This is a genomic window from Marinimicrobium sp. UBA4509 (genome assembly GCF_002388575.1).
Lineage (GTDB): Bacteria > Pseudomonadota > Gammaproteobacteria > Pseudomonadales > Cellvibrionaceae > Marinimicrobium > Marinimicrobium koreense.
This window is the reverse complement of the sequence record NZ_DGMV01000018.1, coordinates 1-26,152: the sequence shown is the minus strand read 5'-3', so window position 1 is coordinate 26,152 and position 26,152 is coordinate 1. Positions and strand designations below refer to the sequence as shown.

The 26,152-nt window shown below is 59.9% G+C and carries 22 protein-coding genes; 10 read left to right on the top strand and 12 right to left on the bottom strand.

The annotated features are described in order from the left end of the window. From B3520_RS02080 to B3520_RS02065, 4 genes are all read left to right on the top strand, one after another. Window positions 1-485, top strand: a 485-nt coding sequence (locus B3520_RS02080) for a DUF6544 family protein (RefSeq protein WP_286875244.1), incomplete at its 5' end; no start/stop codon positions are given. Window positions 486-552: 67 nt separating this feature from the next. Beyond that, window positions 553-1,167 carry a class I SAM-dependent methyltransferase gene (locus tag B3520_RS02075; protein WP_286805922.1) on the top strand — a complete coding sequence of 205 codons (615 nt, stop codon included), beginning with the start codon at window positions 553-555 and terminating at the stop codon, window positions 1,165-1,167. A gap of 155 nt (window positions 1,168-1,322) precedes the next feature. Further along, window positions 1,323-2,495 (top strand): helix-turn-helix domain-containing protein, encoded by a 1,173-nt coding sequence (locus B3520_RS02070; protein WP_286805924.1) that lies wholly within the window; start codon window positions 1,323-1,325, stop codon window positions 2,493-2,495. A gap of 145 nt (window positions 2,496-2,640) precedes the next feature. Continuing rightward, window positions 2,641-3,765, top strand: a complete 1,125-nt coding sequence (locus B3520_RS02065) for a family 16 glycosylhydrolase (RefSeq protein WP_286805927.1) — start codon at window positions 2,641-2,643, stop codon at window positions 3,763-3,765. Window positions 3,766-3,841: 76 nt separating this feature from the next. On the opposite strand, the gene B3520_RS02060 is transcribed toward B3520_RS02065, so the two are convergent. After that, on the bottom strand, window positions 3,842-4,789 hold the full coding sequence (locus tag B3520_RS02060; RefSeq protein WP_286805928.1) for an alpha/beta hydrolase: 948 nt from the start codon (window positions 4,787-4,789) through the stop codon (window positions 3,842-3,844). 383 nt (window positions 4,790-5,172) lie between these two features. On the opposite strand from B3520_RS02060, the gene B3520_RS02055 reads away from it, so the two are divergent. Together B3520_RS02055 and B3520_RS02050 are read left to right on the top strand one after the other, a co-directional pair. Beyond that, window positions 5,173-5,574, top strand: a complete 402-nt coding sequence (locus tag B3520_RS02055) for an antitoxin Xre-like helix-turn-helix domain-containing protein (protein WP_286805929.1) — start codon at window positions 5,173-5,175, stop codon at window positions 5,572-5,574. Further along, window positions 5,568-6,260, top strand: coding sequence for an RES family NAD+ phosphorylase (locus B3520_RS02050; protein ID WP_286805931.1), 693 nt, complete (start codon window positions 5,568-5,570; stop codon window positions 6,258-6,260). The genes B3520_RS02055 and B3520_RS02050 overlap by 7 nt, the downstream gene beginning before the upstream one ends. A gap of 93 nt (window positions 6,261-6,353) precedes the next feature. On the opposite strand, the gene B3520_RS02045 is transcribed toward B3520_RS02050, so the two are convergent. Both B3520_RS02045 and B3520_RS02040 read right to left on the bottom strand, forming a co-directional pair. Next, window positions 6,354-8,456 carry a hypothetical protein gene (locus B3520_RS02045; protein WP_286805932.1) on the bottom strand — a complete coding sequence of 701 codons (2,103 nt, stop codon included), beginning with the start codon at window positions 8,454-8,456 and terminating at the stop codon, window positions 6,354-6,356. Between the two features lie 200 nt (window positions 8,457-8,656). Beyond that, complete coding sequence (locus tag B3520_RS02040) at window positions 8,657-10,306, bottom strand: glycoside hydrolase 43 family protein (RefSeq protein WP_286805933.1); 1,650 nt, start codon at window positions 10,304-10,306, stop codon at window positions 8,657-8,659. 143 nt (window positions 10,307-10,449) lie between these two features. On the opposite strand from B3520_RS02040, the gene B3520_RS02035 reads away from it, so the two are divergent. Beyond that, entirely contained in the window at window positions 10,450-11,649 is a 1,200-nt protein-coding gene (locus B3520_RS02035; protein WP_286805935.1) for a lytic murein transglycosylase, read from the top strand. Between the two features lie 364 nt (window positions 11,650-12,013). Beyond that, window positions 12,014-12,301 (top strand): hypothetical protein, encoded by a 288-nt coding sequence (locus tag B3520_RS02030; RefSeq protein WP_024460782.1) that lies wholly within the window; start codon window positions 12,014-12,016, stop codon window positions 12,299-12,301. Window positions 12,302-12,446: 145 nt separating this feature from the next. Here B3520_RS02030 and B3520_RS02025 read toward each other — a convergent pair whose 3' ends face one another. From B3520_RS02025 to B3520_RS01985, 9 genes are all read right to left on the bottom strand, one after another. After that, on the bottom strand, window positions 12,447-13,004 hold the full coding sequence (locus B3520_RS02025) for a serine protease (RefSeq protein WP_286805939.1): 558 nt from the start codon (window positions 13,002-13,004) through the stop codon (window positions 12,447-12,449). Between the two features lie 2 nt (window positions 13,005-13,006). Then, window positions 13,007-14,461, bottom strand: coding sequence for a phospholipid carrier-dependent glycosyltransferase (locus B3520_RS02020; RefSeq protein WP_286805940.1), 1,455 nt, complete (start codon window positions 14,459-14,461; stop codon window positions 13,007-13,009). Window positions 14,462-14,630: 169 nt separating this feature from the next. Beyond that, complete coding sequence (gene msrB, locus B3520_RS02015; RefSeq protein WP_123637885.1) at window positions 14,631-15,191, bottom strand: peptide-methionine (R)-S-oxide reductase MsrB; 561 nt, start codon at window positions 15,189-15,191, stop codon at window positions 14,631-14,633. Between the two features lies 1 nt (window position 15,192). Next, window positions 15,193-19,167, bottom strand: coding sequence for a YhdP family protein (locus B3520_RS02010; RefSeq protein WP_286805943.1), 3,975 nt, complete (start codon window positions 19,165-19,167; stop codon window positions 15,193-15,195). Window positions 19,168-19,249: 82 nt separating this feature from the next. Then, window positions 19,250-20,716 (bottom strand): ribonuclease G, encoded by a 1,467-nt coding sequence (gene rng / locus B3520_RS02005; RefSeq protein WP_123637887.1) that lies wholly within the window; start codon window positions 20,714-20,716, stop codon window positions 19,250-19,252. After that, on the bottom strand, window positions 20,713-21,333 hold the full coding sequence (locus B3520_RS02000) for a Maf family protein (protein WP_339618727.1): 621 nt from the start codon (window positions 21,331-21,333) through the stop codon (window positions 20,713-20,715). Before B3520_RS02000 ends, rng begins: the two co-directional genes overlap by 4 nt. A 49-nt stretch (window positions 21,334-21,382) precedes the next feature. Beyond that, window positions 21,383-21,874 carry a rod shape-determining protein MreD gene (gene mreD / locus B3520_RS01995; RefSeq protein ID WP_123637889.1) on the bottom strand — a complete coding sequence of 164 codons (492 nt, stop codon included), beginning with the start codon at window positions 21,872-21,874 and terminating at the stop codon, window positions 21,383-21,385. Further along, a complete protein-coding gene (mreC, locus tag B3520_RS01990) occupies window positions 21,867-22,754 on the bottom strand; it encodes a rod shape-determining protein MreC (RefSeq protein ID WP_123637890.1) in 888 nt (295 codons plus the stop codon). Before mreC ends, mreD begins: the two co-directional genes overlap by 8 nt. 62 nt (window positions 22,755-22,816) lie before the next feature. Further along, the gene (locus tag B3520_RS01985; protein ID WP_024460791.1) at window positions 22,817-23,851 is read right to left on the bottom strand and encodes a rod shape-determining protein; all 1,035 of its coding nucleotides are present in this window, start codon (window positions 23,849-23,851) and stop codon (window positions 22,817-22,819) included. A 384-nt stretch (window positions 23,852-24,235) separates the two neighbouring features. Here B3520_RS01985 and gatC point away from each other — a divergent pair, with 384 nt between their 5' ends. Both gatC and gatA read left to right on the top strand, forming a co-directional pair. Continuing rightward, window positions 24,236-24,523: an Asp-tRNA(Asn)/Glu-tRNA(Gln) amidotransferase subunit GatC gene (gatC, locus tag B3520_RS01980; RefSeq protein WP_024460792.1), complete on the top strand. Its 288-nt coding sequence runs from the start codon at window positions 24,236-24,238 to the stop codon at window positions 24,521-24,523. A 101-nt stretch (window positions 24,524-24,624) separates the two neighbouring features. Beyond that, window positions 24,625-26,079, top strand: coding sequence for an Asp-tRNA(Asn)/Glu-tRNA(Gln) amidotransferase subunit GatA (gatA, locus tag B3520_RS01975; protein ID WP_286875241.1), 1,455 nt, complete (start codon window positions 24,625-24,627; stop codon window positions 26,077-26,079). The last annotated feature ends 73 nt before the right edge of the window (window positions 26,080-26,152 follow it).

Below are 26,152 nucleotides of genomic sequence, written 5' to 3'. Positions count from 1 at the left end.
CAATGCTCATGTGCGGGTCAGACTCCAGTTGCTGGACCCGCTTCCGTATTCTGGGTCTGATCCCGGTAGCGCGCCAGGGCGGGAATTCAGATCATGCCCGTTCCGCCTTTGGTCGCTATGTTGCTGAAGCGGTCTTTTGGACACCCGCCGCACTACTTCCAGGCCCAGGCATCACTTGGGAGGCGGTTGACACCGATACCGCTCGAGTAACGCTGTCGTCGGGAGGCTTGTCCCAATCCGTCAGCATTCACATGGACAAGGAGGGGCAACCCACTCATGTGTCATTTATGCGTTGGAGCAATGCCAACCCTGAGAAGACATTCCGCCTTCAACCCTTTGGCGGCATTCTTTCGGACTTCAGGGAAATTCAGGGATTCCGACTCCCCTACCAGGTCAATGCGGGAAATGGCTTCGGAACTGATGAGTACTTTGTGTTTTTCAAGGCCAGAATCAATGACATTCATTTTGACCACAATAAGCGATAGGATATGGCACTAAAAACACGCTGGATAATTTTTTAGAGGAACATTTCATGAACCCCAAGGAGAACCAATGAAAGCCTCGAAGGAATTTTGGGACAAGAGCGCACCCCGCTACGCCAAGAGCCCGGTTCGGGACGAAGCGGTGTATCAGGAAAAGTTGGCCATTACCCGGGAATACTTCCGGCCGGACTCGTCGGTACTGGAGTTCGGGTGCGGTACCGGAAGCACGGCATTAGTGCACGCGCCCCATGTCAGACAGATTATCGCCACCGACATATCGCAGAAGATGCTCGATATCGCCGAGCAGAAGGCGCGGGATGTGGGGGTTGAGAACATCCAGTTCCAGCAGGGCACATTGAATGATCTCAGCTTCGACAAAGAACGCTTTGACGTCATTCTGGGGCTCAACATTCTGCATCTGCTTGAGGATGTGGATGCCACTCTCGCAACCGTCCACAAGCTGTTGAAACCGGGCGGCGTTTTCGTTTCCAGTACCGCGCTGGTGGGCGACCTGTTTTTCCTGTGGCGATTGCTGATCCCCGTTATGCAATGGGTGGGCATGGCACCTTACGTCAATACCCTGAGCAAGGAAGCGTTACTTTCCAAACTGACCAGAGCGGGGTTCAGTATCGAGCGCGAGTGGCAGCCCAACAAGGCCTCGATCTTTATCGTCGCTCGTAAGTAGCGAGACAATGGCAGATTATTGCTCGTAGAGAACTCTGCCTTGGTAAATCGCACCCACCCGATTTGCGATGAGCTTCATAGTAAGCCGTGTCATGGGCCGTTAATATCGTTCAGCGTTGCGAGACCTGAACCGATGAGGACCAGGCCCGGATGGGGATGAAAGCCGTTCTGTTCAATGTTCATGATATTGCGTTGATTGTGACAGTCATCGCCTGTGCGCTGCTGGGCTCCCGACACATTGGCGGCTGGCGTCGACCAAAGCGCTCCGGTTATTTTTTTGGGTTGTTTTTCGCGATCAATGCGCTGGTCGCCGTGAATACCCTGATTGTCTGGGCCGAGCCCATTCGCCACCCGGTGTTTGCGCTGCTCCCCTACTTGTATCTCGTCTTGGGCGCCGTGGGCTTTCTGCTGGGGCCCCTGCTCTATTGGCAGTTGAGATCACATATGAGCCCGGGGTTCCGCTTGAGCCGCTGGCAGTGGTGGCATCTGACCCCTGCGGTGCTGGCGCTGATATACCTTTACCTTGAGTGCTTCCGTTTTCCCCACGCGGTACAACGGGACCTGCTACTGAACCTGCAGCTGTATCAGCAGCCGAACGCCTATTACGACGACTTTATTACCCTGAAGAAATTATTGCCGCTTGCCTATGGCCTGTGGTGTCTGGCCATCGTTGTTCGCTCCAGGCACGAAGTTTCAGCGACGATCGTCGACAAAGACGTCTTTCGTGAACAGAGTTGTATCGTAAGCGGCTTCACCATGGTGTGGTTGTGGAGCGCCCTTACCCACTTTGTGGGCAGCGCGCATTCCGGTCCGGTCAGCGATGCCATGGGCGTGGTCGGCAATTACGCCACCCTGGCGTTGGTCGCCTTTTTGCTCTACCGGGAATTGCTCACACCGCTCCCTACCCTCACAGCACAACAGAGCACGCCCCCGGCCAGTGCCGCCCCCATCGACGATGCCGACGTGGCGCGTATTACAGCGGCCATGACCCGAGATAGAACCTACCTGAACCCTCAGCTTACCCTGGAGCGTTTTGCGGCAAAGGTTGACTGTTCGCCGCGAGACGTCTCAACCATCATAAACCGCCGCTTCAAGCAGAACTTTCACGATTTTGTCAGTCGCTATCGCCTCGAGGAAGTAAAACGTCAGCTACGCGACCCGGCAACCAGGAATCAGACCATTACCGATATCGCCCGAGCGGCGGGATTCAACAGCAAGGCCACCTTCCACCGGTTCTTCAAGAAAACCGAAGGCATCACGCCATGCGCCTACCGGCAGAAACACCACCCGGACTATGACGGCCTGCCGGCCAGCTCTCGTACCGCCTGATCCCACCCTGTCTCAATTTCTGCAAAACGCCTATTGAGACTGTTCCTCACGCGCTCCCCACCGGAAAATCGCCCGGTCGGCCGCCACTCTCCCCGGGGAGCCAGGCGCCTACGATCTTCATTCTTATAACTTTAAGGAGTTCGTTATGTTTTCCTCTCTACGGCGACTCGCCCGCACGGTGCCCGTCTTCGGGCTATTACTCATGGCGCCTTTGTTGGCAGATGCCAAACCCTACAAAAGCGCTGAAGTGTTTACTCTGGACTCGGAGCTCTACGGCAAATACGTGATTCGCATGCGGGCCGGTAAAGGCAGCGGCCTGATCTCGGCGTTTTTCCTTTGGAAAGAAGGCTCGGAGCTCGAGGATGTATTCTGGGAAGAGGTAGACATTGAGGTGCTCGGCAAAGACGGCGCCAACGCCTGGCAGAGCAACATCATTACCGGTCTGGGCACCAAGATCACCTCTGAGGAGGTACACCCAGCGTCTGGCCTGGGGGATAGCTACCATACGTTCACGCTTGAGTGGACCCCGGATCGGGTTCGCTGGCTGATTGATGGGCAGCTGGTACGCGAAGTGAATGGCAATCAGGCCAGTGCCCTGACCAGCCCCGCCCAGGCGCGCATGAACTTCTGGCCAGCGAATATCGCCGAGTGGGTCGGCCCCTTCGATGACAGCATTCTACCGGTGCACATGTACGTGAACTGGATGGAGTATCACCGCTGGGATGGACAGAATTTTCAGCTTAGCTGGCGTGATGATTTTGATTCACTGGATCCCTCCCGCTGGGGCACCGCCGACTGGACGTTTGCGGAAAACAGCGCCGATTTCACCCCGAGCAACGTCACCACTCGCGATGGCTATCTGGTACTGAGCATGACGCACGAAGGGCAGGAAGGCTATAACGGTACGCCGCCACGAGACACCGACGGAGGTACGCCAGAACCAGATCCCGAACCGGAACCCACGCCCGGTACTATTGGCTGCAGCGTAACGGGGCTCAATCAGTGGGGGTCGGGTTATCAGATGGATGTAACGGTAACCAATGACACCAATAGCGCCATCAACGGCTGGGTCGCCACACTCGGTTTTGATCAGGACCCACAGGTGACCAATAGCTGGAGCGCCAATGTACAGGCCAGCGCGTCCGACATTGTGGCCAGCAGCCTGAGCTGGAATGCCAACCTGGCTCCAGGGAGCACCGCCACCTTCGGGGTTCTCGGCAATGCCAATGGATCGATCAGCACACCGGACTGTACCGCCACGGCCAACTGATACGCCAGAGGCGGTAGATACTGAAATAGGGCTTATCGCTAAGCCCTATTTCATCGCAGTGACCTTGAGTTTCCCCTCAGTCTTTTGCAGAGTTCAGAAAGCCATTCACTTCCAGCCAGTACATGAACGAACCAAACCACTTGTTGCTGGTCCGGTCCGGATTGCCCAGCCCAAAGCCGTGACCGCCATTCTGGTACAGGTGGAACTCGACCGGAATGCCCGCTTCGTACCAGGATTCGATCAGGCCGAATTTTCCGTTGAAGAGGAAGTCGTCGGAAGCGATGGCCGCAAACATCGGCGGCGCACTCTCTGGCACATCGACAGCATTCATACCGCCGTAAATCGGACCAATAAACGCCAGCTCGACTTTTTCGGATTCGAGTGCGGTGGCCATAGTCAGGCCTGCACCGGCAGAGAAACCAATCATGCCGATTCGTTCAGGATCAACGCCCCAGTCATCAGCGCGCTCGAGTATCATCGAATAAGCCGCCTCAACATCTGCAATCTGGTTTGACAGGTCCCAGCGCGGGCGCTCCGGTGCTTCGTTCTGTTCACCACCCTCAGAGGATTCATCGGCTTCTTCGAAGCGGCGGTTCATCTGGTTTTCAAAGTCTTCCAGGGAGGGAGCCGTGGGTTGCAGCCGGTACTTGAGGACAAAGGCATTGATGCCCTGTTCGGCCAGCGCCTCGGCCACCTCCCAGCCTTCATTGCCCATGGACAGCCACATGAAGCCACCGCCCGGCGCCACGATCACCGAGGTGCCATTGGCTTTTTCCGGATCGGCCAATACCGGCGTCAGAGTCGCCCTGGAAATATTGCGGGCCATGGGATCTCCCCACTGGCGGAACCAGCTTTCCGGCTCGGTCTGCCCTTCCACACCTCCGGTTTCCAGAGGAATGGCACCGGGCTCATCGGGGGCGTCGATCGGATACATTTTGCCGTCCTGCGCGAAGACGGCGGTGCTGAAGGCGATCAGTGCGACCGCGAGGCATTGACTCAAAAATGGGATTGGGTGTTTGCTCATGACTTTCCTGCCTTTGCATTTGTTATTGGGCTTTGCTGGGTACTTGAGCCGAGTAGGCGCTTACCTTAAAAAGAGGTCTTACCGCCCGCCTCAACTATAAGTCACCACGACAATAAGCTATGACGTCGCGCTCGTAAAGAACATAACAAATGTATACTAGTCGGTCTGACGAACTCCGTCGCAAGATAACCAGATGACTCTCTGAAATGGGGCATATTTGCCACACTATTATCCTTAAACCAGATAACGATGCCGTAATACCCCATTAACTCAGCATCAGCTGATTCGGCCGAGCGCCCCAGTCTCCATATAGACAAAAAAATAATAAAGGTTCATAATTAGAATATTGGTGAGCAGTCAGGCCGCTTTTTTGGAGGTAACTCATGGCAACTACAGCGCCCCGTCAACAGCCCGATACCGCGCCACTCGGCCCCGCCGGGCTCAAGGCGGCCTTCAATATTCTGGAGAAGTGGGACTGCAGCCTGAATGAGCAATTGGCTATCCTCAGCCTGCCCAAGGCAACCTACTACAAGTACCGCAGTCAGCCGGAAAAGGCGCAGTTGGACCGGGATCACCTGGACCGGATCAGCTACCTGCTGAACATACATGCCGGTCTGAACACGGTATTCGACAACCCGGAAAACCGTTACGGCTTTATGCGTATGAAGAACCACAACCCCTACTTCAGCGGCAAAACTCCCATGGAGGTCATCAGTACCGGCTCCCTGGCGGCGTTATATGAGACCTTCAAACGCGTGGATGCACTGCGGGGGGCACAGTGGTAGCACCGCTCGACGCTCCGGAACAGCGGGTCGAGCCGCTGGCCAGCTACCGGCTGATTCCCTCCCGGTTTCCGCCCATCACCCTGTTTGAGGATGTGGCCGACGCGGACGACTTCGAGGCGCTGTATCAGTTGCAGGCACTGACCAATCCTCGGCTACTGGCCGAGGCCGGCGACCTGGGGCTGATCCCCCGGGACGAGATCCCCTTCGGGATTCGAGGCTGCTCCTACGCCGTAGCACCGTTTACTCATGTAAACCCGGACGGCAGCCGCTTCAGCAATGGCGCCTTCGGCGTACTGTACCTGGCAGAATCCGTCACCACGGCGATTGCCGAGGTTCGCTACCATCAGCAGCGATACCTGAGTCGGGTGGAAGGTCTGCGCTATGACCGGCTGGTATTTCGCTCGCTGCTGTGCGGATTTTCGGACACCCTGCTGGATCTGACCCGGCTTCCGCCCGAGCACGCGATTTATGATCCCGAGGATTACTCCGCCAGCCAGGCGCTGGGCGCCGCCGCTCGCCAGAGGGGAAAAAAAGGCCTGAGCTATCACTCAGTGCGCAACCTGGGGGCCACCTGCTGGGCGCTGTTCACCCCACGGGGCGTCAAAAGTATGGTGCAGTCAGCACATTATGAAATGATCTGGGATGGCGAGGGAATTTCCAGCGTAAACCGAATTTCGAAACGCTAACGAGGGAGTACGGATCTGGCGAGGACTGCCATTCCATCAAGCGTGAGATAACCGGGCCTCCCTGCCCGGTTCAACATCCAATACCAGCGCGACTTACAGGCGGCTGTACCGATACAGCTCGGTCACACCGTCGGTCATGGTGCTGCAGTAGAAGTGGTCTCCTTCGGCAGCAATCACACCGCACTCGAAGTTCTCCGCCGTTTCCATGGTGTTCCAGTCGCTGTCACAGGCGTCGCGCTGACGCTCAACGTGGGTGGACTGGGACAGGAGGCGACCGGTCATACTCCAGGTGAATTCACTCTGGTACTCATCACAGGCGCCATCGGCCGACTCGGACGCGAAGCCCCCGGTCTGGTCCTCGCCCAGGGTTTCCTGACCGAGCGGCTCCCAGGAGCAGCTGCTGTCATCCAGAAGTGCCAGCTCATACTCTCCGGCGATATCACCCGGAGTGACAGGATCAGCCACTTCCATTTCGATGGACAGGTCACCACGCCAGCCGCGCTGACCCAACGCTTCCTGATACCCCATGGAAATGGGCGTCTGGGTAAGGTTCAGCAGGCCGACAAAGGTCTCAGCACAACCGGGGTTACCCATGGTCTGCATCACCGGCTCAACGGTGTTGAACATTTTCATGGGCTCGCGCAGGTTCAACGCCAGTGCCGACAGCCCGTTGGTTTCCAGCGTTTCGCCGGCCAGGTTGTTAGCGGCTGCTTCACCGGCACTGCCACGATAGACCACCAGATGCTTGCCTTTGATCGCCGCAAAGTTACCGCCCAGGCCCATCGGGTCGGGAATTTCCACCGCGGTGCCGTCTGAGGGAATGCTCAAGCCCATCATACCCGGCACAAACGAGCTGGCCATGGAGGCCAGGGCCGCCGGATTCTCAGAGCTGATGGACACCAGCACGGAGCCGTCGAGTCCGACTGGCGTTGTATCGCTGGGCTCGAGATTGAACAGCGCAATACCGGCACCACGCACCGAATCAACCATGGCGGTACCCATGGCGAGCATGGCCGGGTTATAGCTCTGGGCTTGTTGCTGCATCGCCTGCAGTTGCTCGCACTGGAACTCGGCCTGGGTGAACTGGGTCCAGAATTCGCTCAACACCGGCACGAGTTGACTGACATTCAGCCCCAGCGCGTAAGCCGCCAGCTTGTCATCCACGGTGCGGGCATAGCCCGGCACATGGCCCTGCAGCTTCTGCAAAGACGTGACCACACTGTCGTTGTTGATGTGCCAGAGGAAACTCAGATCCTGCCCCAGCTCGTTGCCGTTGACGGAGTAGCCGTCCGAGCCCATGGTGATGCGCGGCATATGGCTCGCCAGCGCGACATAGTCGTTACGACAGGCATCGCTCATGTCCTGGGCGAAATCCTGTTCAAACTCCGGGAACCAGGTGCGCAGCTCACGGCCAGTGCCATTCTGCTCGGGCGAGAACAGGGCGGTCACAATTTGCTGGAAGTCCACATAGCCCATGAACTGGTCCGCATCGGCATAGTCCTTACGCAGTTGTTTGAGGCGCTCGGTACCGGCCAGCGGCTCCGCCTGGGGCTGGCGGGCAAAGCGCAGCATCCGCGCCTCCGGCGTATCCTTGCTGTTCAGCAGAGACAGCGTCAGGCTGCGCTCATCCAGCGCCAGACCCAGCTTGATCTCCGGCTTTTCTTCATTCAGAGACCAGGCGTACAGGGTGGCACTTCCGAGGGTGCTCTGCTCCGCGGTTACGCCGGTTTCCTGCTCGGCTTCAGCCAGTACGGCCATCAGAGGCTCGGCGCTGGTCAGCGAGAAGCGGACTACCGGTGCAGCACCGCTGAAGTAGAAACCATAAGGGCCGGTGGGATTGGCACCGTAGCGATCCACCAGACCTTGCTGCCCCTGAGTGGCCGCCGTCTGAATGTAGTCATCGATCAACCAGCGTACCAGTTGTGCACCGGAACCCTCTTCGCTGGCATCCAGCAGGTCAATCAGCGGCTGGATATCATTGGGGTTCATGTTCTGAAGGGTTTTGTTGGACAGCTCGGTATAGTCTGCCTTGGTTTGCCCTACCACCACCACGGGGCTGTCCGCCGGGATAAAGGTGAGCAGTTCATCCAGCCCGTTGCCCGAGGTTCGGGAGCCTGTGAAAACGCCGGTGGCAAACGCCACGGCCACTCCCACCAACACCAATACGACGAGCGAAATTTTGGTTATTTTCTGCATAAGAGAAGATTCCTTGTTTTTCCGTATTTAACATCCTGATAAGGCGTAGGATCTGCGCGTAAGAACGCCGCCATATTCTGCCAGAAGCTCAGCCGCCGGGCCATGACCAAGTTCACGTCGCCTGAATAAACCTTTTAGCGGCGCATACGCAAACAGGCCACCCAGTGGTGGCCTGTTTACAATCCGGGGGTGAAACGGACTTAACGCGCGGGAGGTGTCACCCGGAAGTAATCGGCGTCGGCATAGGCGCCCTCGCCGCCCTCCACGAACAGACCGATTTTACCGCCCACCCAGCGGCCCCGCCGGGTTTGGAAGCGCTCACCCAGGGGCTGGTAGTCGTCGCCATCCAGACTGTATTCGAAATCGACCGTCTGATCATCGTGAAAGTGCAACCGCAGGTAAATGCGCCCCTCGCCGGCATAGGCGATGTCGCCCTGAGTCTGTTCGTCACACCCGGTGCGGGCATCGACACAGGTTTTCTGCACCAGCCGGGTCTGCCCATCGCGCTGTTCCAGCCCGATCCATCCGTAATCCTCACCAAACATGACCAGGCCGGCCCGGTCACCGTTATGCCGGGTATTCACTTCGAGCACCGTGGTCATGGTGAATGCGGGCGCGGGCACTTTCTGCATGACCAGCGCCGGGTTCAGCCAAAGGTTGTCCTCGCCATTGGGGGAGTCAAAGTCATGGGCAAAGAGGCGCAGGTGCCCCGCCCGCTCAGTCAGGGAAAACCATTCATCGTAGTAATTGGCGTTCCACTGCCACTGCACACCCAACCGCTCACCGGAGAATTCATCGGTGGTGACCGGCACCTTGACCGGGAACCCGTCCACGGGCTTGCGGTGCCGCAGCACCGGCTCCCCGAGGCCATCGGCGTTCACGTTCTGGCCCATTTCGGGCCAGTCATCGCGCCAGCGCACTGGCTGCAGGTGCACAATCCGCCCGTAGGTTTCTTTGGACTGGAAATGAATGAACCAGTCATCGCCTTCCGGGGTCTGCACCCAGGCGCCCTGGTGTGGGCCATTGACCTCTGTGTCGCCCTGGGCCAAGACGATCCGGTCCTCGTAGGGGCCTTCAACGTTCCGGGCACGGAATACCGACTGCCAACCCGGCTCAACACCACCGGCCGGGGCGAAGATGTAGTAATAGCCATTGCGCTTGTAGAACTTGGGCCCCTCCAGCGTGCGATAGCCGGGCAGCTGAAAGCCGTCAATCACGGTCTCGCCTTCGTCGTAGACTTTCGAAGCATCCGGTGCCATGCGCCGAAGGGTCAGAATGTTATTGAGCCCGGCGCGACTCTTTGCCCAGCCGTGCAACAGATAGGCTTGTCCGTCGTCGTCCCACAGCGGCGTCGGGTCGATAAGCCCGGCATCTTTGCCCGGCACCACCAGGTGCGGCTCGCTCCAGGGGCCGGCAAAGTCCTCGGCGTGAACCTGATAGATGCCAAAATCCGGGTCGCCCCAGAAAATCCAGAACTTGCCATCGTGGTAGCGCAGACAGGGCGCCCAGATGCCATTGCCGTGCTGCGGCACATCGAACACCTCGTGCGGGATTTGCCGGTCGACCGCGTGCCCCACCAGCTCCCAATTGACCATGTCTTTGGAGGTCAACAGCGGAAGGCCCGGGGCACTATTGAAGCTCGAGGAGGTCATGTAGTAAGTACCGTCGACCTGAACCACATCCGGGTCCGAGTAATCGGCGTAAATGACCGGGTTCTGGTAGGTACCATCCCCGAGGTCGGATACCCAGGGTGCGATCACCGTAGATGAGTCTGACGACGGAGTGGACTGACAGCCAAACAAAAACAGGCTCGCCGCGCCGAGCGCGGCCAGAAGTGTGCGTTGTCTCATGGTTGATTTCTCTCATTGCATTATGCTTTATTGACCAGCGGAATCATGGCACGGCGCATTCGCACTGGTCAATTTCAGGCGCAGAGCCACTTCCACCCCGGAGCGATCCACACGGGGCCATTTTTTATCCCATTGGAGTATGTATGTATTGGGGTTCGTTATTGTTGACGGGTGCGATTGCACTCAGTGCCAGCGCACCGTCCCAGGCCATGAGCCAGGAGGATTTTGCCCAGTGTATCGAGCGCTTCTCCCAGGAGGCCAAAACCCAGGGGCTGGACTCTGCGATCGTCCGCGATAGCCTGGCCAATCTGAAGTGGGTCGAGCGGGTGATTGAACTGGATCGCCGCCAACCGGAATTCACCACGCCTTTCTCTGACTACTTGGGTCGCCGCGTCACCGACCAGCGAGTGGCGGACGGTCGTCGCCTTCTACGCGAGCATCGGGACCTGCTCGCCCGGGTCGAGCGGGAGTACGGCGTACCCGCACCCTATCTGGTGGCCTTTTGGGGCCTGGAAACCAACTTTGGCCGCTACTTCGGCAAGATGTCCGTACTCGACTCGCTGGCCACACTGGCCTGCGACGAGCGCCGCAGCACCTACTTTACCCGGGAGTTGATGTCGGCCCTGCGCATCGTTGACGAAGGGGCCATTGCACCGGAGCGTATGGAAGGCTCCTGGGCGGGCGCCATGGGGCATGTGCAATTTATGCCGTCGGTGTTTATTCGCCACGCCGTGGACTATGACAATGACGGCAAGCGGGACCTATGGAACAGCCTGTCGGATGCCATGGGCTCGGCGGCCAATTTTCTCAGCAGCATGGGCTGGGACGACGAATACCGCTGGGGGCGGGAAGTCCGCCTGCCGGAGAACTTCCCGTACCTGGAAGCCGGCCTGAAACAGCGCCGCCCGCTGTCGGAGTGGCACGAGATGGGCATTCGCCAGACCAATGGCACCACCCTGCCCTCCGCGGATATCGAAGCCGCCCTGCTGGTACCGTCCGGCCATCGAGGCCCGGCTTTCCTGGTGTACGACAACTTCAAGGTGATCATGGGTTGGAACCAGTCCGAGTACTACGCCCTGGCCGTGGGCCATTTGGCGGACCGGATTGCCGGCGCAGGCACACTGAGCAAAACGCCCCCGGAAGACAGCCCGCGGCTGAATCGGGACCAGGTAATGGCCATTCAGGAAAAACTCAATGCCGAAGGCCATGAGGCGGGCAAGGTGGATGGCATCTGGGGGCCCGCTACCCGCCAGGCCCTGAGTCGATTCCAGAGTGAACGGGATCTGGTGCCGGACGGCTTCCCAGACCCGAACACACTGAGTGCGCTGGGTATCGACCGGTAACACGGACCCCCAAACACCGTCGACCCGAAACCTCCGGAAGGGTATTATTTCCAACCTTCCGGAGCCGCCAACTTTTCGTCAGGATTCCTGAAACACCCACCCGCATTCCGTCGCGCGTCAACCTTCCAGCACTTTCAGGGTAAATGTGACCATTTCATGGAAGATTGATAACTTTTTCCCTGTTTATTCTTTATGTCGATAACAAAATGTTCTTTTTAGAACCTTTTGAAACAATGATCCATGTGGGAGAATGCGCCCCGTGATCAGGAAGTTGCGAAGTCGGTCACAGACCTAGTCAGTCAAATATGGTTCCGCGGCTAATATCTCCGCAGGGCCGACGGTTAAAATATTCAGGTGTTTTACTATGAAAAAGTTTTTGTTTGCTGTTTGCGCATCCGCTCTGTTCAGTGTTTCCGCCCTGGCTTGTGAAGCGCCGGCCAATAAGCCCGCGATCCCGGATCCGGCAACGGCAGTGACCGCGCAGATGGTCAAAACCAACAATGAAGTGAAGCAGTATGTTCAAGCTCAGGAAGCATTCCTGAACTGCTCAAGCATGAGCAACCGCGAGAAGCGTCAGGCGGTGGAAGAGTTGAAAGCCTACGCCGACTCTTTCAACCAGGCGGTACGTCAATTCAAGCTGGCGTCCAACTAAGACGCGAGCTGTTGCAAGATTCGGGGCGCTTGCCCCTTGTTAGACCTGAGGCTCCGGCCTCAACCCGCTTTTCTTTTGGCCCCCGGTTTCGGGGGCTTTTTTTATCCCCGATTGCCCCATTGATGATGCGCGCTCCCCCTGGGTATCAGAAACGCATCAACTCTGAATCCTCACCAAAGAAATAGGCCTGAGTACCGTCTTTCAACCGATACTCCACGGTCAAACCGGCGTGTCCACCACCCTGGAAATAGGTCAGCTCAAACCGGTGTTCACCTTCATCCAGCCGCGCCCGACAACTCTGCTTGCGGTACCCTCGATCCCGGTTGAACCGACAGATTTCCCGCCCGTCCACCTTGGCGATAAAACCGTCGTCACTGCCAATCAGAAAGCGATACTCCCCCGGCACCAGCACCTCGAAGGTATGATCGATATCCACAAAGAAGTTGTCGGCATAGCCTATTTGCCCCAGCTTGGTGTGGCGTAGCTGGTTTTTTCGGGACAGGTCCAGGCGGTCCACCCAGAGGGTGCGCTGGAAGTCGACCTCCCGCTCCTGGTCAATGCGCCGGATGGCCTCCTTGTTCTTGACCAGCGTCAGCCCCACCACTTTGGGAACGTAGGGCGGCGTGATTCGCACCACGATAGCCAGAGCCACCAGCGCGAGCAGCAAAGTCAGTACGGTATTTTTATTCCACCAGGTCCGCATGATCATCGCACCACGTTCATTTGCCAGAGATGAAACCAGTTGCGCGCCTCGAACTGGTCTTCATTGATGGGCAGCCCATAGGTAAACGGGGAGAAGTAGGCAAACATCGCCACCACCAACACCACAAACAACCCGAGGTTCACCATGGTGTGCCGCCGGTTGGCGAGCACCTCATCGCGGAAGATATAGGTGAACAACATGGCCAGATTGAGCATGCCGAATACCAGGGGCACCAGGTAGTGATAGAGGTACATGACCCGCTCGATCTGCAATATGGCGATCATGTAGCTCGCATACAGCGTGGTAAATGCCATGACCCAGTAAAACTGGCGCTCGTCTTTGACCGGGTTGCCGTAGACAAACCGGCTGATCGCCAGCCCGAGGGACAAGATCACCCCCAGGGCAACCGAAAACCAGACAATCGGGTTGGCAATAATCTGAATGTAGCGGACCTGCACTTCGCCATCGACGGTGTTTTTATCCCACCGGTAATTGATGCTTTTGTTCCCCAGGGGCCAGCCAATCGCGTAACTGCCGTTCTCGCCGGGTTTGCAGATGTCCAGCCGGGCCACACCGTCGGAGTATTCCAGCATGTAACGCAGATTGTCCTGAAAACCGTGATAGAAGGCGCTGAGGCTATGGCTGCGACCGGCCCGCACCTCTTCGAGGTAGGGCTCCGACGCCTTGTAGGTGCGGTTGCCCACAATGTTTTCGCCCAGAGCAATATGCACATACAGAATGCTCGCAAAGACAGCCAGCAACGGCAGTACGGCCGAGGGCACAGTGGTGGCGAGTCGCTGCAGCAACGCTTTCCAGCGAAAGGCCTTGAGGTTCTCCCACTGATCCACGCCCCAGAGCATGACAAACAGCAGCAGCAGAACCGCCCCGTTGAGTTTTACCGATACCACCAGCCCCACCAATACCCCCAGAATGGCGTACTGGGGCAAGCGGATGGGTCTGGTCCTGGTGAGCACATGGACAAAGTAATAAAGTGCAGCAAGGATGAAAAAGAGTTGTATGCCCTCGAGCATGGCAGCGCGGGAGTGGACCACCAACGCATTATCAAAAATCAGCAGTGCGCTGAAACCGGCGGCGACCCAGACCCGTCGAGTGATGCGCCAGACAATACCGTAGAAAAAGAGCACGGACAGGGCCATCAGGAAGGTCGAGGCGAAGCGGAACCCGGTGTAGCTCATTCCCTCCGGGACGGCGGAGCCCTGCAGGTAATCGGTGCGGTTGAAGCGGCTTTTGTCGAGGTCTTCGTTGCCTCCGAAGAGCTTTTCCCCGGCGGCGATGAGCAGCTTGCCCAGGGGCGGGTGCAGCTCCATGAACAGGGTGCCGTCCAGGTATTTCTGTCCGGAGGTCACATGATAGTTTTCGTCCCAGAACATGGCCTTGGGCGAACCGTAGTTCACACCGTACACCAGTAACGAGACCAGCAGAACGAGAGCAGGCACCCAAAAGCGCCGAGTTCGAGCGATGGATTGCAACATGATCTTATTGTGTCGTTGTCAGGCCCAACCGTTGGGTCACGGCTTTCCATAAAGAGCGGGCAGTCTAGGGTCCGCTCGCCTCAGGGTCTGCGAACGTTATCACAATCTGCCGGGAAACAGGAGCCCCAGCCGGTCAGTCGGTTCGGCGGCTCTGCTCGGCCTGCCACTCCTCGCGGGGGACGAATTCCAGAGCCAGGGAGTTGATGCAGTAGCGTTTTCCAGTGGGCTCCGGACCGTCAGGGAACACGTGTCCCAGGTGTTCGCCGCAGGCGGAGAGCACTTCCACCCGACGGCGGCCAAACCAACTGTAATCATCCTCGAGCCGGATATTGTCGTCCTCAAAGACGGTCCAGAAGCTGGGCCACCCGGTGCCGGAATCATACTTGTGCCGGGAGTCGAACACCGGAATCCGGCACCCGGCGGTAACGTAGACGCCATCTCGCTTGTTATCCAGCAGCTCGCCGGTGTAGGCCCGCTCCGTGCCTTTTTCCCAGAGAATGTCGTACTGCTCGTCGGTCAGCAGTTCACGCCAGGTGCTCTGGTCGATCTGCTCCAGATTTTCGCCGGCTTTGATCCAGGCACGGGCCTGCTCTACGGCCGGTTGGGACGCCGCCGGCAGGGCCGCCAGCAACAGCAGCCCCAGCGTCAGGGGCAGCAGGCTGGCCAGAATTCGATGCTGATTGATGTAGCGCATATCAGGGCTCCTCGGGGGATTGAGGCTCTGTGGAGCCGTTCTCTGTCGTTAGACCAGCCCCACCCTCAAACATTCGATCAAACTTGATGGTCGGATCATCCCAATCTCCGCGAATGGTGTAACTGATGCTGGTTGCCTGGTCCACCTGCTTCTCGAACAGCTTGCTGACCAGAAATACCCCGGCCGCCGCGGGCAGCCCCGCCGCCACGGCAGTCAGGAAAGTCAGGTTACCGGCAACGGGCAGCGTCGCGATCAGCCGGGTGTCGAGGGTTTCATCCACCAGATTGGCGCGACCGGCCAGTTGCAGGCGACTGGAGGGGCTGCGTACCTGCACCGGCTCGGAAAACACCAGCGTCCCTTTGTCGAAGGTCATGAGCCCTTCAATACTGTCGTAGGCCAGACCACTTTGATAGAGGTCGGAAAAATCCAGCCGCAGCCGGCGCGCCAGGGAGTCGAAATTGAGCACCGCAAAAAGCCGCAGAATGCCGTCGCTACCGGCGGCCGGATTGCGTTTGAAGCGCCCAGAGGTCACGTTGAACCGGACGTCGCCCTCCAGCGTCTCGAGATCAAACGCCTGAGGCGCCCCGGCCCAACTGATGTCGAGCCGATAGTTGGCCGATTCACTTTCGAGAATATCGGACTGCCCCCAGCGCTGCATCACTTCCGACAGGTTGCCGGCGCGCAGGCTGGCGGCGAGGTAGGTCCGCTCGGGAGTGTCTTCAGCCTGCGACCAGAGCAGTCGGGCGCCCGTGTCTTCATCCTGGCCGGTGACGGTCAGGCCGCGAATACTGCCTTGCAACTGATCGACAATGACCCCCTGATCTCCCGGGGCCAACCGGAACTCCCACTGACCGTAATCCTCACCTCCGAGCATGAGCGACTCGATGCTGACCTGGGCCTCGGGCAGGCTCCTGGGATCAAATGGGTCAGCCAACTCCGTCGCACCGACGGCCGACTCCAGCACCGACCGGGGCAGATCAACCCGGGCCAGATGCAGCGCCAGAGGCTGCCCCGGCGCCCAGTCGAGTTCACCCGCCAGCTCGGGGTTGGTGAAGGTCAGGCGCCAGCCGCGCTCGGTGGAGACGGCCCCAAGCTCAATCTCTTCCAGTTCCAATGGGCCCAGTGAATACCGGGCCAACGCCAGGTCCACTTCGACCGGGAGCCCCTCAAAGGCGGTCTCCGGTGCCGGCTGTTCATCGTCCGCGACCAGATCCTGATAGCGACGAAGCAGATCCTGCCATCCCTCCAAATCCAGCGTCTCCATGGCGCCGCTCAGATGCACGCCGGGAGCCTCCGGCAGTTGTGCTGGCACCCCCAGGCCCACGCTGACCCGCTGCAATTGTTGCCGCTCGAGATCAATCTGGGCCCGGGCCTGCAAATGATCGTTGTAGTACAACTCGGCCTGCGCACTCTGACGTCCCAGAATCACGCTGGCGGTAAGCTCCCGGGTCTGCTCGGCCGTCTTTCCGATCGGTGCCGGGACATTCAGCGAAACTCCGCGCAGATCCGAGCTGAGCGTGAAAGCCGCCAGCTGTTGGTCGCGATGGGGCTCGGGGTCCCGGTAATGACTGAGTTCCAGCTCGCCGCCGAACGCAAATGTGCCATCCAGAAATTGCAGTGCAGGGCGCTGAGCCCACTCCGCCAACACCGCGCCAGAGGCCCGACCATTGAGATCAATGGCCGTCACCGACCTATCCTGCTCCTGCCGGCTGGCGATGGTGAGCGTGAGCGGTTCGCCAAACAGCTCCCCGGCCAGTCCCTCACTGCTCAGCCCCTGCTCATTGTCGTATCGGAGTGGACCCGACAGATCCCGTGCACTCAAATTGAGGTCGTTCATGGTCAGTCGGGGCAAGGTCAGATCCATCGCCACCTGTTGGGCGGCCCCGGGCTGATCCGGTTGCAGGGGGATAGCCAGATCCAGCTCGGCATCAATGGTGCCCTGTACGCTCCAGGCATCCATGTTGTCACCGACGTATCGGCGCAGGTAACCCTCTCTGAGCAGTTGCAGTCCATCACTGGCCAGCGCCTGCAGCTGTCCGTCAATGTTCAATAACAGCCCCTGGCCCACGGGGTTCTCTGCCACCTGAATCCGAGCATTTTCCAGAGTACTGTTGTACAGCCGGGCCTGCTCCACTCGGGCATCGACCCGGTTGTTATCGAGCATGAGCTGACCGGTCAGGCCACTGAGCGGCGGCCAGTCCGGATGATAGTTGAGGTCCGCGCCGGCCATTTCCAGTGCCAGTTGGTAGCTGCGCACGCGCGGTTGGCCCGGACGGTTCAGAGTGCCACGGAACAGAAAGTGCGCCGAGCGGGCCGTGCCAGGGTTATTGTCACCGAGGCTGCGAGCGAGCCAATCGGTCAGCGAGGCCGGGACCACCTTGGGCAGGTACTTGTCGTACACATTGGCGTTCAGGTCCTCGCCACGGATATCCAGGTACAGGTCGATATCACCGGTGTTACGCTCCCAGGGCAGCGACAACCACATGCTGCCCGTAGCGGACTCGCCCGGCCCACGCAATGACAGCGGCCCGCTATTGACGTAAATCTGGTTCTCGTCCGGCCGCAAGTGCCAGGCGACCTGACCGCGGGCGCTCTGATACGTCATGGGCTCGTCGTAGGTTTTGGCAAAGAACATCTCGAAACCGTTGCGGCTATCCAGATCGACATGGCCACCGCGCTGATTGGCCTCGACAAACCCGGTCACACCGTTCAGGCCCGGAACGCCCTGCCAGGGTTCCACGGCTACGTCTCCCAGCTCGGCCATCAGCTCCCAACCCCGCCAGTCGTCCTGGGGCACCGTAAGCTGCAGATGCCGGACGTCGCCCTGGGGATTGAGGGTACGCACCACTTCCTGCAGGCGACCGTCCCCCAGCAATCCAAGCTGGTCCGCCAGGGTGGTCCAGTAGCGCAGATCGATGTGATCGATCATCCAGTGGATCGGAGCGTTGGTCCGGGCAGTGGACACGGAGACCTGCAGCGGCTCCAGAGCCCGATCGCGCCATTCCGCCGAGAGATCCTGCAACGCCACCTGCCACCGACCGGAGCGACGCCATTCGCCGCCGATGGTGGCGCTGACCCGGTCCAGTGTGAGTTCTTCCAACGGCAGAGCAACGTCGTCCAGCCCCAGATTGCCGACCCAGTCGTACCCGCCACCGTCTTCCTGGCTGGAGAACCAGAGGCTGGCGTTCATTCGCCCTTCCCGGTACCAGTCACGATGTTCGCTTTCGCCCACCAGAATGCCACCGATCGCGGTCAGGGGCTCCAGGGTGGGGAAGTCACGCAGGTTCAGATAGCCTTCGGTATGGAAGTTTTTCGGGTCTCGCGGATCGCCCCGGCCTTCGAGAATGGCCACCAGGGCACGGTCCCGTCCTTCCAGGTCCACCTGCAAGGAGAGCCGGTGGAAGTCCCCCTCATGCTCCAGTAACAGGTACGGGGCGGAGAAGGTCTGCTGGTGACCGCTGGCAAAAGACAGGGCAATACTGGCATCGAGCAGCTCGACTCGCGTGCCGACTTCGAACAGGGTGAGCAGATCGTCTGGCGCGAGCGGTTCATCGGCGGCGGGGCGCTCCTGATCGGAGACGAAGTCTGGCAGACCCCAATACCCATCGGTCCCCTGGGACAGGGAAAGTTGGGGGCGACGCAGCACGATCTTGTCCCAAGCCAGTCGCCCTTCCAGCGCGCTGCTGACCAGGTTCAGTCGAAGCAGGACCCGGTCGGCCTTGAGTAGGGGGCGCCCCTCCTGATCACTGACACTCAGCTCGTAAAGGGTGAGGCTGGGTTTCAGCTCCTGCCAGTCGGCCGTGAGGCGCCCAACCGACACGGACAGATCCAATTGCTCCGATAGATACTCCGTCAGCTGCCGGTCGTAGTTGGCCAGGAGCGGAAACAGGCTCCGCCCTGACTGCACCACCACTGCCAGGGCGATAATCAGCACGGCGCAGAGGATGTAAAATTTTTTCAGTAGGTAAGCTAACACCGAAACATACCTGAGGGTTTCCTCAAACCGGTCGACGGAACGGCCGGGGCGCCAGAATCTGCCTCTCTACCCGGGTTGATCATCAGACCAGCACAATGTCGTACTGTTCCTGGGTAAACAGACTCTCGACCTGGAATTCAATGGTGCGGCCAATAAAGGCCTCCAGATCGGCCACGTAAGCCGCCTCTTCATCGAGCAGGCGATCCACCACCAACTGGGAGGCCAGCACCAGGAACTTGTCATTATCGTACGCGCGCGCCTCGCGCAGAATTTCCCGGAAAATCTCATAACACACCGTCTCGGCCGACTTGACCAGGCCCCGCCCCGAGCACAGCGGGCAGGGCTCGCAGAGCATCTGGCCGAGGGATTCCCGGGTGCGCTTGCGGGTCATTTCCACCAGCCCCAGCTCGGACACCCCGGTGATGCTGGTCTTGGCGTGGTCTTTTTCCAGGGCTTTTTCCAGCGTCCGCAGCACCTGACGCTCGTGCTCCGGGTCCTTCATATCGATGAAGTCGAGGATGATGATCCCCCCGAGGTTGCGCAGCCGCAATTGTCGCACAATCGCACTGGCCGCCTCCATATTGGTTTTGAAGATGGTCTCTTCCAGATTGCGCCGCCCCACGAACGCACCGGTGTTCACATCCACGGTGGTCATGGCTTCGGTCTGCTCGACAATCAGGTAACCATTGGACTTTAGCGGCACTCGGGTGTCCAGCGCCCGGGCAATTTCATCCTCAACACCGTACAGGTCAAGCAAAGGGCGTTCGCCACTGTAGCATTCAATCAGATCCACCAGCTCAGGGTAGTAACTGGTGGCGAATTCGCGCATCTGGGTCCAGCTCATGCGCGAATCCACCCGGATTTTCTCGATCGGTGCCCGGGCCAGATCCCGCAGGGCGCGCAGAAATAGCGGCATGTCGGTGTGAATGGCGCTGGGCACCGGGGCATTGGTGCACTTATCCTGAAAATCGAGCCACAGCTTCTGCAGGAAGTCGATGTCATTGCGCAGCTCGTCCGCCCCGACGCCCTCGGCCACGGTGCGCAGGATGAAGCCACCGGACACACCGGCCTCCTCGGCAAGCGATTCGACCTGTCCGCGCAGCCGCTGACGTTCGGCGTCATCGTCAATGCGGGTCGACACCCCGATGTGGGCACTGTTGGGCATGTAGACCAGATAACGGGAAGACAGACTGAGGTTGGTCGTCAGGCGAGCGCCCTTGGTGCCGATGGGGTCTTTACTGACCTGCACCAGCAGGGTTTGGCCTTCGCGCACCAGAGCACGGATGTCCGGCACCTCTCCGCGGCGACCCTCATCGTCATCCGTCTCGGCCATATCCGAAGCGTGAATAAAGGCGGTGCGGGCCAGCCCGATTTCCACAAACGCCGCCTGCATGCCGGGTAGCACCCGGACCACTTTTCCTTTGTAGATGTTGCCGACGTAGCCCTTGCCGTGACTGCGCTCGATGTGTAATTCCTGGACTACCCCGTTTTCCACCAGGGCCACCCGGGTTTCCACGGGAGAGACATTGATCAGTAGTTCTTCACTCATGGACGCTCGCCTTTGGGTACGCCGGCGGGATGGCCCCACCAAGGCACCTGAAATTGGTTGAGCAGCTCGGCGGTCTGAGCCATTGGCAGACCCACAACCGCACTGTAACTACCTTCGATTCGATCCACCCAGACACCGCCCAGGCCCTGGATGCCGTATCCGCCAGCTTTATCACGGGGCTCGCCGGAGGCCCAATAGGCCTCCATCTCGCGCTCGTCGAGGGCCCGAAACCAGACGGTGGTGGTAACGCGGCAGACCGCTTCGCGCTCCGGCGAGCAGACCGCGACGGCGGTCATCACCTGGTGCTCACGCCCGGACATCAGCCGCCACATGGTCAGGGCATGGTCACGCCCGAGGGGCTTTTCCAGCACCTTTCCCAGACAGACCCCGATGGTATCGGACCCCAGCACCGGCGCCGCCGGCAGCCCCAACTCACCAAGCAGGGCCAGACCCGCCCGGGCCTTCTCCAGCGCCAGACGCTCAACGTACTGAGCCGGCGGCTCATCCACCCCCCGCTCTTCCGGTACCGACAGCGTCAGGGGCTCAAACTGCACACCCAATTGACCGAGCAACTCGCGGCGGCGCGGGGATTGGGATGCCAGATACAGATCCGTCATTGTCACATCTCTCCTGCGTCTGTTGTGTGGGCCAGCACTGGCGCCCCTGCTACTGGATGCGGTAGCGGTGACGCAGACCCCCAAAACCGATGTGGACCAGAGGCCATAGCACCGCGCTGACCAGTGCCGGGTACAGGAACTGCAGGCCTGACACATGCCCCCCGGCCAGGCTGTGAACCCAATTGCTGGTCATCTGGGCAATGCCGACCAGGACAAACACCCAACAGGCCTGCTGCCAGAGGGCGTAGTTGCCAAACCGGCGATAGGATTGCAGCGCAATGTAAGTTACGATCACCAAACCCAGCGCATGCTGTCCGAGTGGCGTACCCTCCACCAGATCCTGAATCAGACCCAGCAGAGCGACCTGGGTCAGGCTGACATGATCGGGCAGGGTAAACACCCAATAGACCACCACCAGCATGACAAACTCCGGGCGCCACCAGCGCCAATCCAGAGGCAGCGGATAAACCGCCAACGTCAGGGCCAGCAAGAGAGCCACCAGCACCAGCCAGCGATTGTGGCCCCGGGTCAGATCAATCATTGGCCTCGCCCTCGGCCTCTTCAAGCGGAAGCTCCGGGGCGGGTTGCTCGACGCCGCTGCGCTCGGACGCGCCGCCAGCAAAGACCAACAGCAGGTGTCGGCTGCGGTCAAGGCGCGCCATAGGGCGGGCGATGACCGTTGAAAATGATTGCCCGGGATCCCGGACCACCTGCTCGACCTCGGCCACCGGATAACCCACCGGGAAGCGGTCCCCCAGCCCGGAGCTGACCAGCAGATCGCCGACCCGGATATCGGTGGTGTTGGATACGTGGCGAAGGCGCAGGCGGTTGATGTGCCCGGTGCCCTCGGCAATCGCGCGAACGCCGTTGCGATTGACCTGCACCGGCAGCGCATGACTGGTGTCCGTGATCAACAGCACCCGGCTGCTGTCCGGGTTGGCCTCCACCACCTGCCCCATGAGGCCAAAGGCATCCAGCACCGGCTGCCCCATATAGACGCCGTCTCGGGCGCCTTTATTGATGACCACGGAGTGGCTCAGTGGATTGGGGGAAACTCCCACCAGCTCCGCCACCAGGACGTTATCCTGGAGCATGTCACTGGAACCGAGCAGGCGACGCAAGCGCACGTTCTCGGCGGCCAGAGCGGCCATTTGCTGCAATTTGCGCTGGAGAATCAGCAGTTCGGACTTGAGGGCTTCGTTTTCCTCGCTCAGCGCCTGACGGCTGGCAAAGGTATCATCGCCCCAGGCTCCGATGCGCTGGGGCAGATTGGTCACCCAATAGAAAGGGGTAGCGACGGCACCAAGCTGGGCGCGCACCGGCCCCAGCCAATCGGTGTAGAGACTGACAAGTATGAGGCCGACGGCCGCCACGCTGAAGAACAACGCACGCGAGGCAACCGCCGGGCCTTTGGTAAACAGCGTTTTAATAACACCCTCTCCCGCTCAGTGTGGATCCCGTTAACTCTGGGCCCAGCAACCCGTCAGGAAGACAGCAGATCGATATTCCGTTTGTCCATCATTTCCATTGCCAGGCCACCGCCGCGTGCCACGCAGGTCAGCGGATCTTCCGCCACAATGAAGGGCAGACCGGTTTCGTTGGACAACAGGCGATCGATGTCGCGCAGTAGCGCACCACCGCCGGTCAGGACAACGCCACTCTCGGCAATATCGGCCGCCAGCTCCGGTGGGGACTGTTCCAGGGCGCTCTTCACCGCCTGGACAATGCCCGCCAGCGGCTCCTGCAGGGCTTCCAGAATCTCGTCACTGTTCAGGGTAAAACTGCGCGGCACCCCTTCGGCCAGGTTGCGCCCACGCACGTCGATTTCACGCACTTCGCTGCCGGCGAAGGCACAGCCGACTTCCTGCTTGATCCGCTCGGCCGTGGCATCACCAATGACGCTGCCGTAATGGCGGCGGACATAATTGACGATGGCTTCATCAAACCGGTCCCCGCCGATGCGCACGGAATCCGAATAAACGACGCCGTTAAGGGAGATCACGGCGATTTCCGTGGTACCACCACCGATATCAACCACCATCGAGCCGCTGGCTTCCGATACCTTCAGACCGGCGCCGATGGCGGCGGCCATGGGCTCCTCGATCAGGCGCACTTCCCGGGCACCGGCGCCCATGGCGGATTCGCGGATGGCCCGCTTTTCCACTTCGGTCGACAGACAGGGAACGCTGATCAGAACCCGGGGGCTGGGCTGGAACCAGCTCGCCTCGTGTACCTTTTTGATGAAGTGCTGCAGCATTTTCTCGGTGACCTGAAAATCGGCGATGACACCGTCTTTCAGGGGGCGGATTGCGGTAATGTTGCCGGGGGTACGACCCAGCATACGCTTGGCCTCGGTGCCCACGGCCTCGACAATTTTGTGGCCGTTGTGATGGCGGATGGCAACCACCGACGGCTCGTCCAGGACAATGCCCCGGCCGCGTACGTAGATCAGTGTATTGGCGGTACCCAGGTCTATGGAAAGATCGTTGGAAAAGGCTCCACGCAGGTGTTTTAACATTGGTTCACGCAACCCTATATTGTTCTGTCTCGCAGCAGGCCGGAACCGACCTGCTGCCTAAAATTCTTTCGGATGGTCCGCCGTGCTGCCAGACCCGGTCCGGACGGCGGTTAGACCGACACCCCGCCTGCGAATTCACTCGCGGCTCAAGCAGTTTACACGAGGTTGAACAGCTTTACCCGACGCGGCTTGGCGGGCGCCCGGCCCATGAGCGGGCCCGAAGCGTCGGCGCAGATGCTGGCACTCTATCAACGGCAGGGATTTAGGGCAAGGCGCAAATGTGATAACTTTAGCGGCTTATTGCACAAACGCGAACTTTTGGACCTTTTTGGCCACCGGTTGAGCACTTTTTGACCCGGAGCCACACCAATCTGGAGCATCTTGATGGCCATCGCCTCTTCCGACATCGCCAAGCTGGCGCATTTGGCGCGCATCGCTGTTTCCGACGATGAAGTCGGTCAAGTCACCGAGCGCATCTCTGACGTCCTCAATCTGGTCGACCAGTTGCAGGCGGTCGATACCACAGGCGTCAAGCCCATGGCCCACCCGCTGGACGCCACCCAGCGCCTGCGCGCGGATCAGGTGACCGAGCCCAATCAGCGCGAGCACTTCCAGGCCATTGCCCCGGCGACCGAAGACGGGCTCTACCTGGTGCCCCGCGTCATCGAATGATCGCCGCGCCCGGCCCGACCTTTGACCGGCCCGCCCTCTATAGCGCCCTGCGCCATTGAAGCGGCTTGAGCCCAGACACTTATTTGAGGATGTAAATCGCAATGCACCAACACACCATTGCCCAACTGGTTCAGGGACTGCGCAACCGGGAGTTTTCCAGCACCGAGCTGACCCGGCACTATATTGACCGCATCCAGCGCCTGGACCCGACCTATAACAGCTACATCACCCTGACCGAAGAGCGGGCCCTGGCCCAGGCCGCCAAAGCCGACGAGCGGCTGGCCCAAGGGGATGCGCCCGCGCTGTGCGGCGTACCCATTGCCCACAAGGACATCTTCTGTACCACCGGCGTGCGTACCAGCTGCGGCTCCAAAATGCTGGACAACTTCATTGCCCCCTACAACGCCACCATCGTCGACAATTACGAAGCGGCGGGGGCGGTCATGCTGGGCAAAACCAATATGGACGAGTTCGCCATGGGCTCCTCCAACGAAACGAGTTTCTATGGGCCAGTGAAAAACCCCTGGGACACCGGCTGCGTGCCGGGCGGCTCCTCCGGCGGCTCCGCCGCCTCGGTGGCCGCCCACCTGGCCCCCGGCGCCACCGCCTCCGACACCGGCGGCTCCATCCGCCAGCCGGCGGCCCTGTGCGGCCTCACTGGCCTCAAGCCCACCTATGGCCGGGTCAGCCGTTGGGGCATGATCGCCTTCGCCTCCAGCCTCGATCAGGCCGGCACCCTGACCCGCACCGCGGAAGACTCCGCGCTGATGCTCAACGCCATGGCCAGCTTCGATCCCAAGGACTCCACCTGCGTGGACCAGCCGCTGGAGGATTACACCGCCGAGCTGGATAAGCCTCTCGACGGCCTGAAAATTGGCGTTCCCAAAGAATACTTCACCGACGGACTGGACCCGGACACCGCCAAAGCGGTAGAAGCGGCCATCAAAGTCTATGAAAGCCTCGGCGCCAGCATCAAAACCATCAGCCTGCCCCACTCCGGCCTGGCCGTCGCCGCCTACTACGTGATCGCCCCGGCGGAGTGCTCGGCCAACCTGTCGCGCTTCGACGGCGTGCGCTACGGCTATCGCTGTGAAAACCCGAAAGACCTGAACGACTTGTACGAACGCTCGCGCAGCGAAGCCTTCGGCGAAGAAGTCAAACGCCGCATCCTGGTAGGCACCTACGCCCTGTCCGCCGGCTACTACGACGCCTACTACAACAAGGCTCAGCAAGTGCGCCGCCTGATCAAACAGGACTTTGTCGACGCCTTCAGCGAAGTCGACGTCATCCTCGGCCCCACATCGCCCTCACCGGCGTTCGCCTTTGGCTCAAAAACCAAAGACCCGGTGTCCATGTACCTGGAAGACGTCTTCACCATCCCCACCAACCTGGCGGGCCTACCCGGCCTATCCATCCCCTGCGGCCAGGTGTATGGCAAACCGGTGGGGCTGCAGTTGATTGGCAATTATTTCGCCGAAGGCAAATTGTTGAACGTCGCCCACCAGTTCCAACAGGCGACGGATTTTCACCAGCAGAGTGCGCCCGGAATCGAATAGCCGGAAAACGGGATCGTAGCTTCGCGTAGGGCGGATAAGCGCAGCGCATCCGCCGTTGCCAAAACGCGACGTT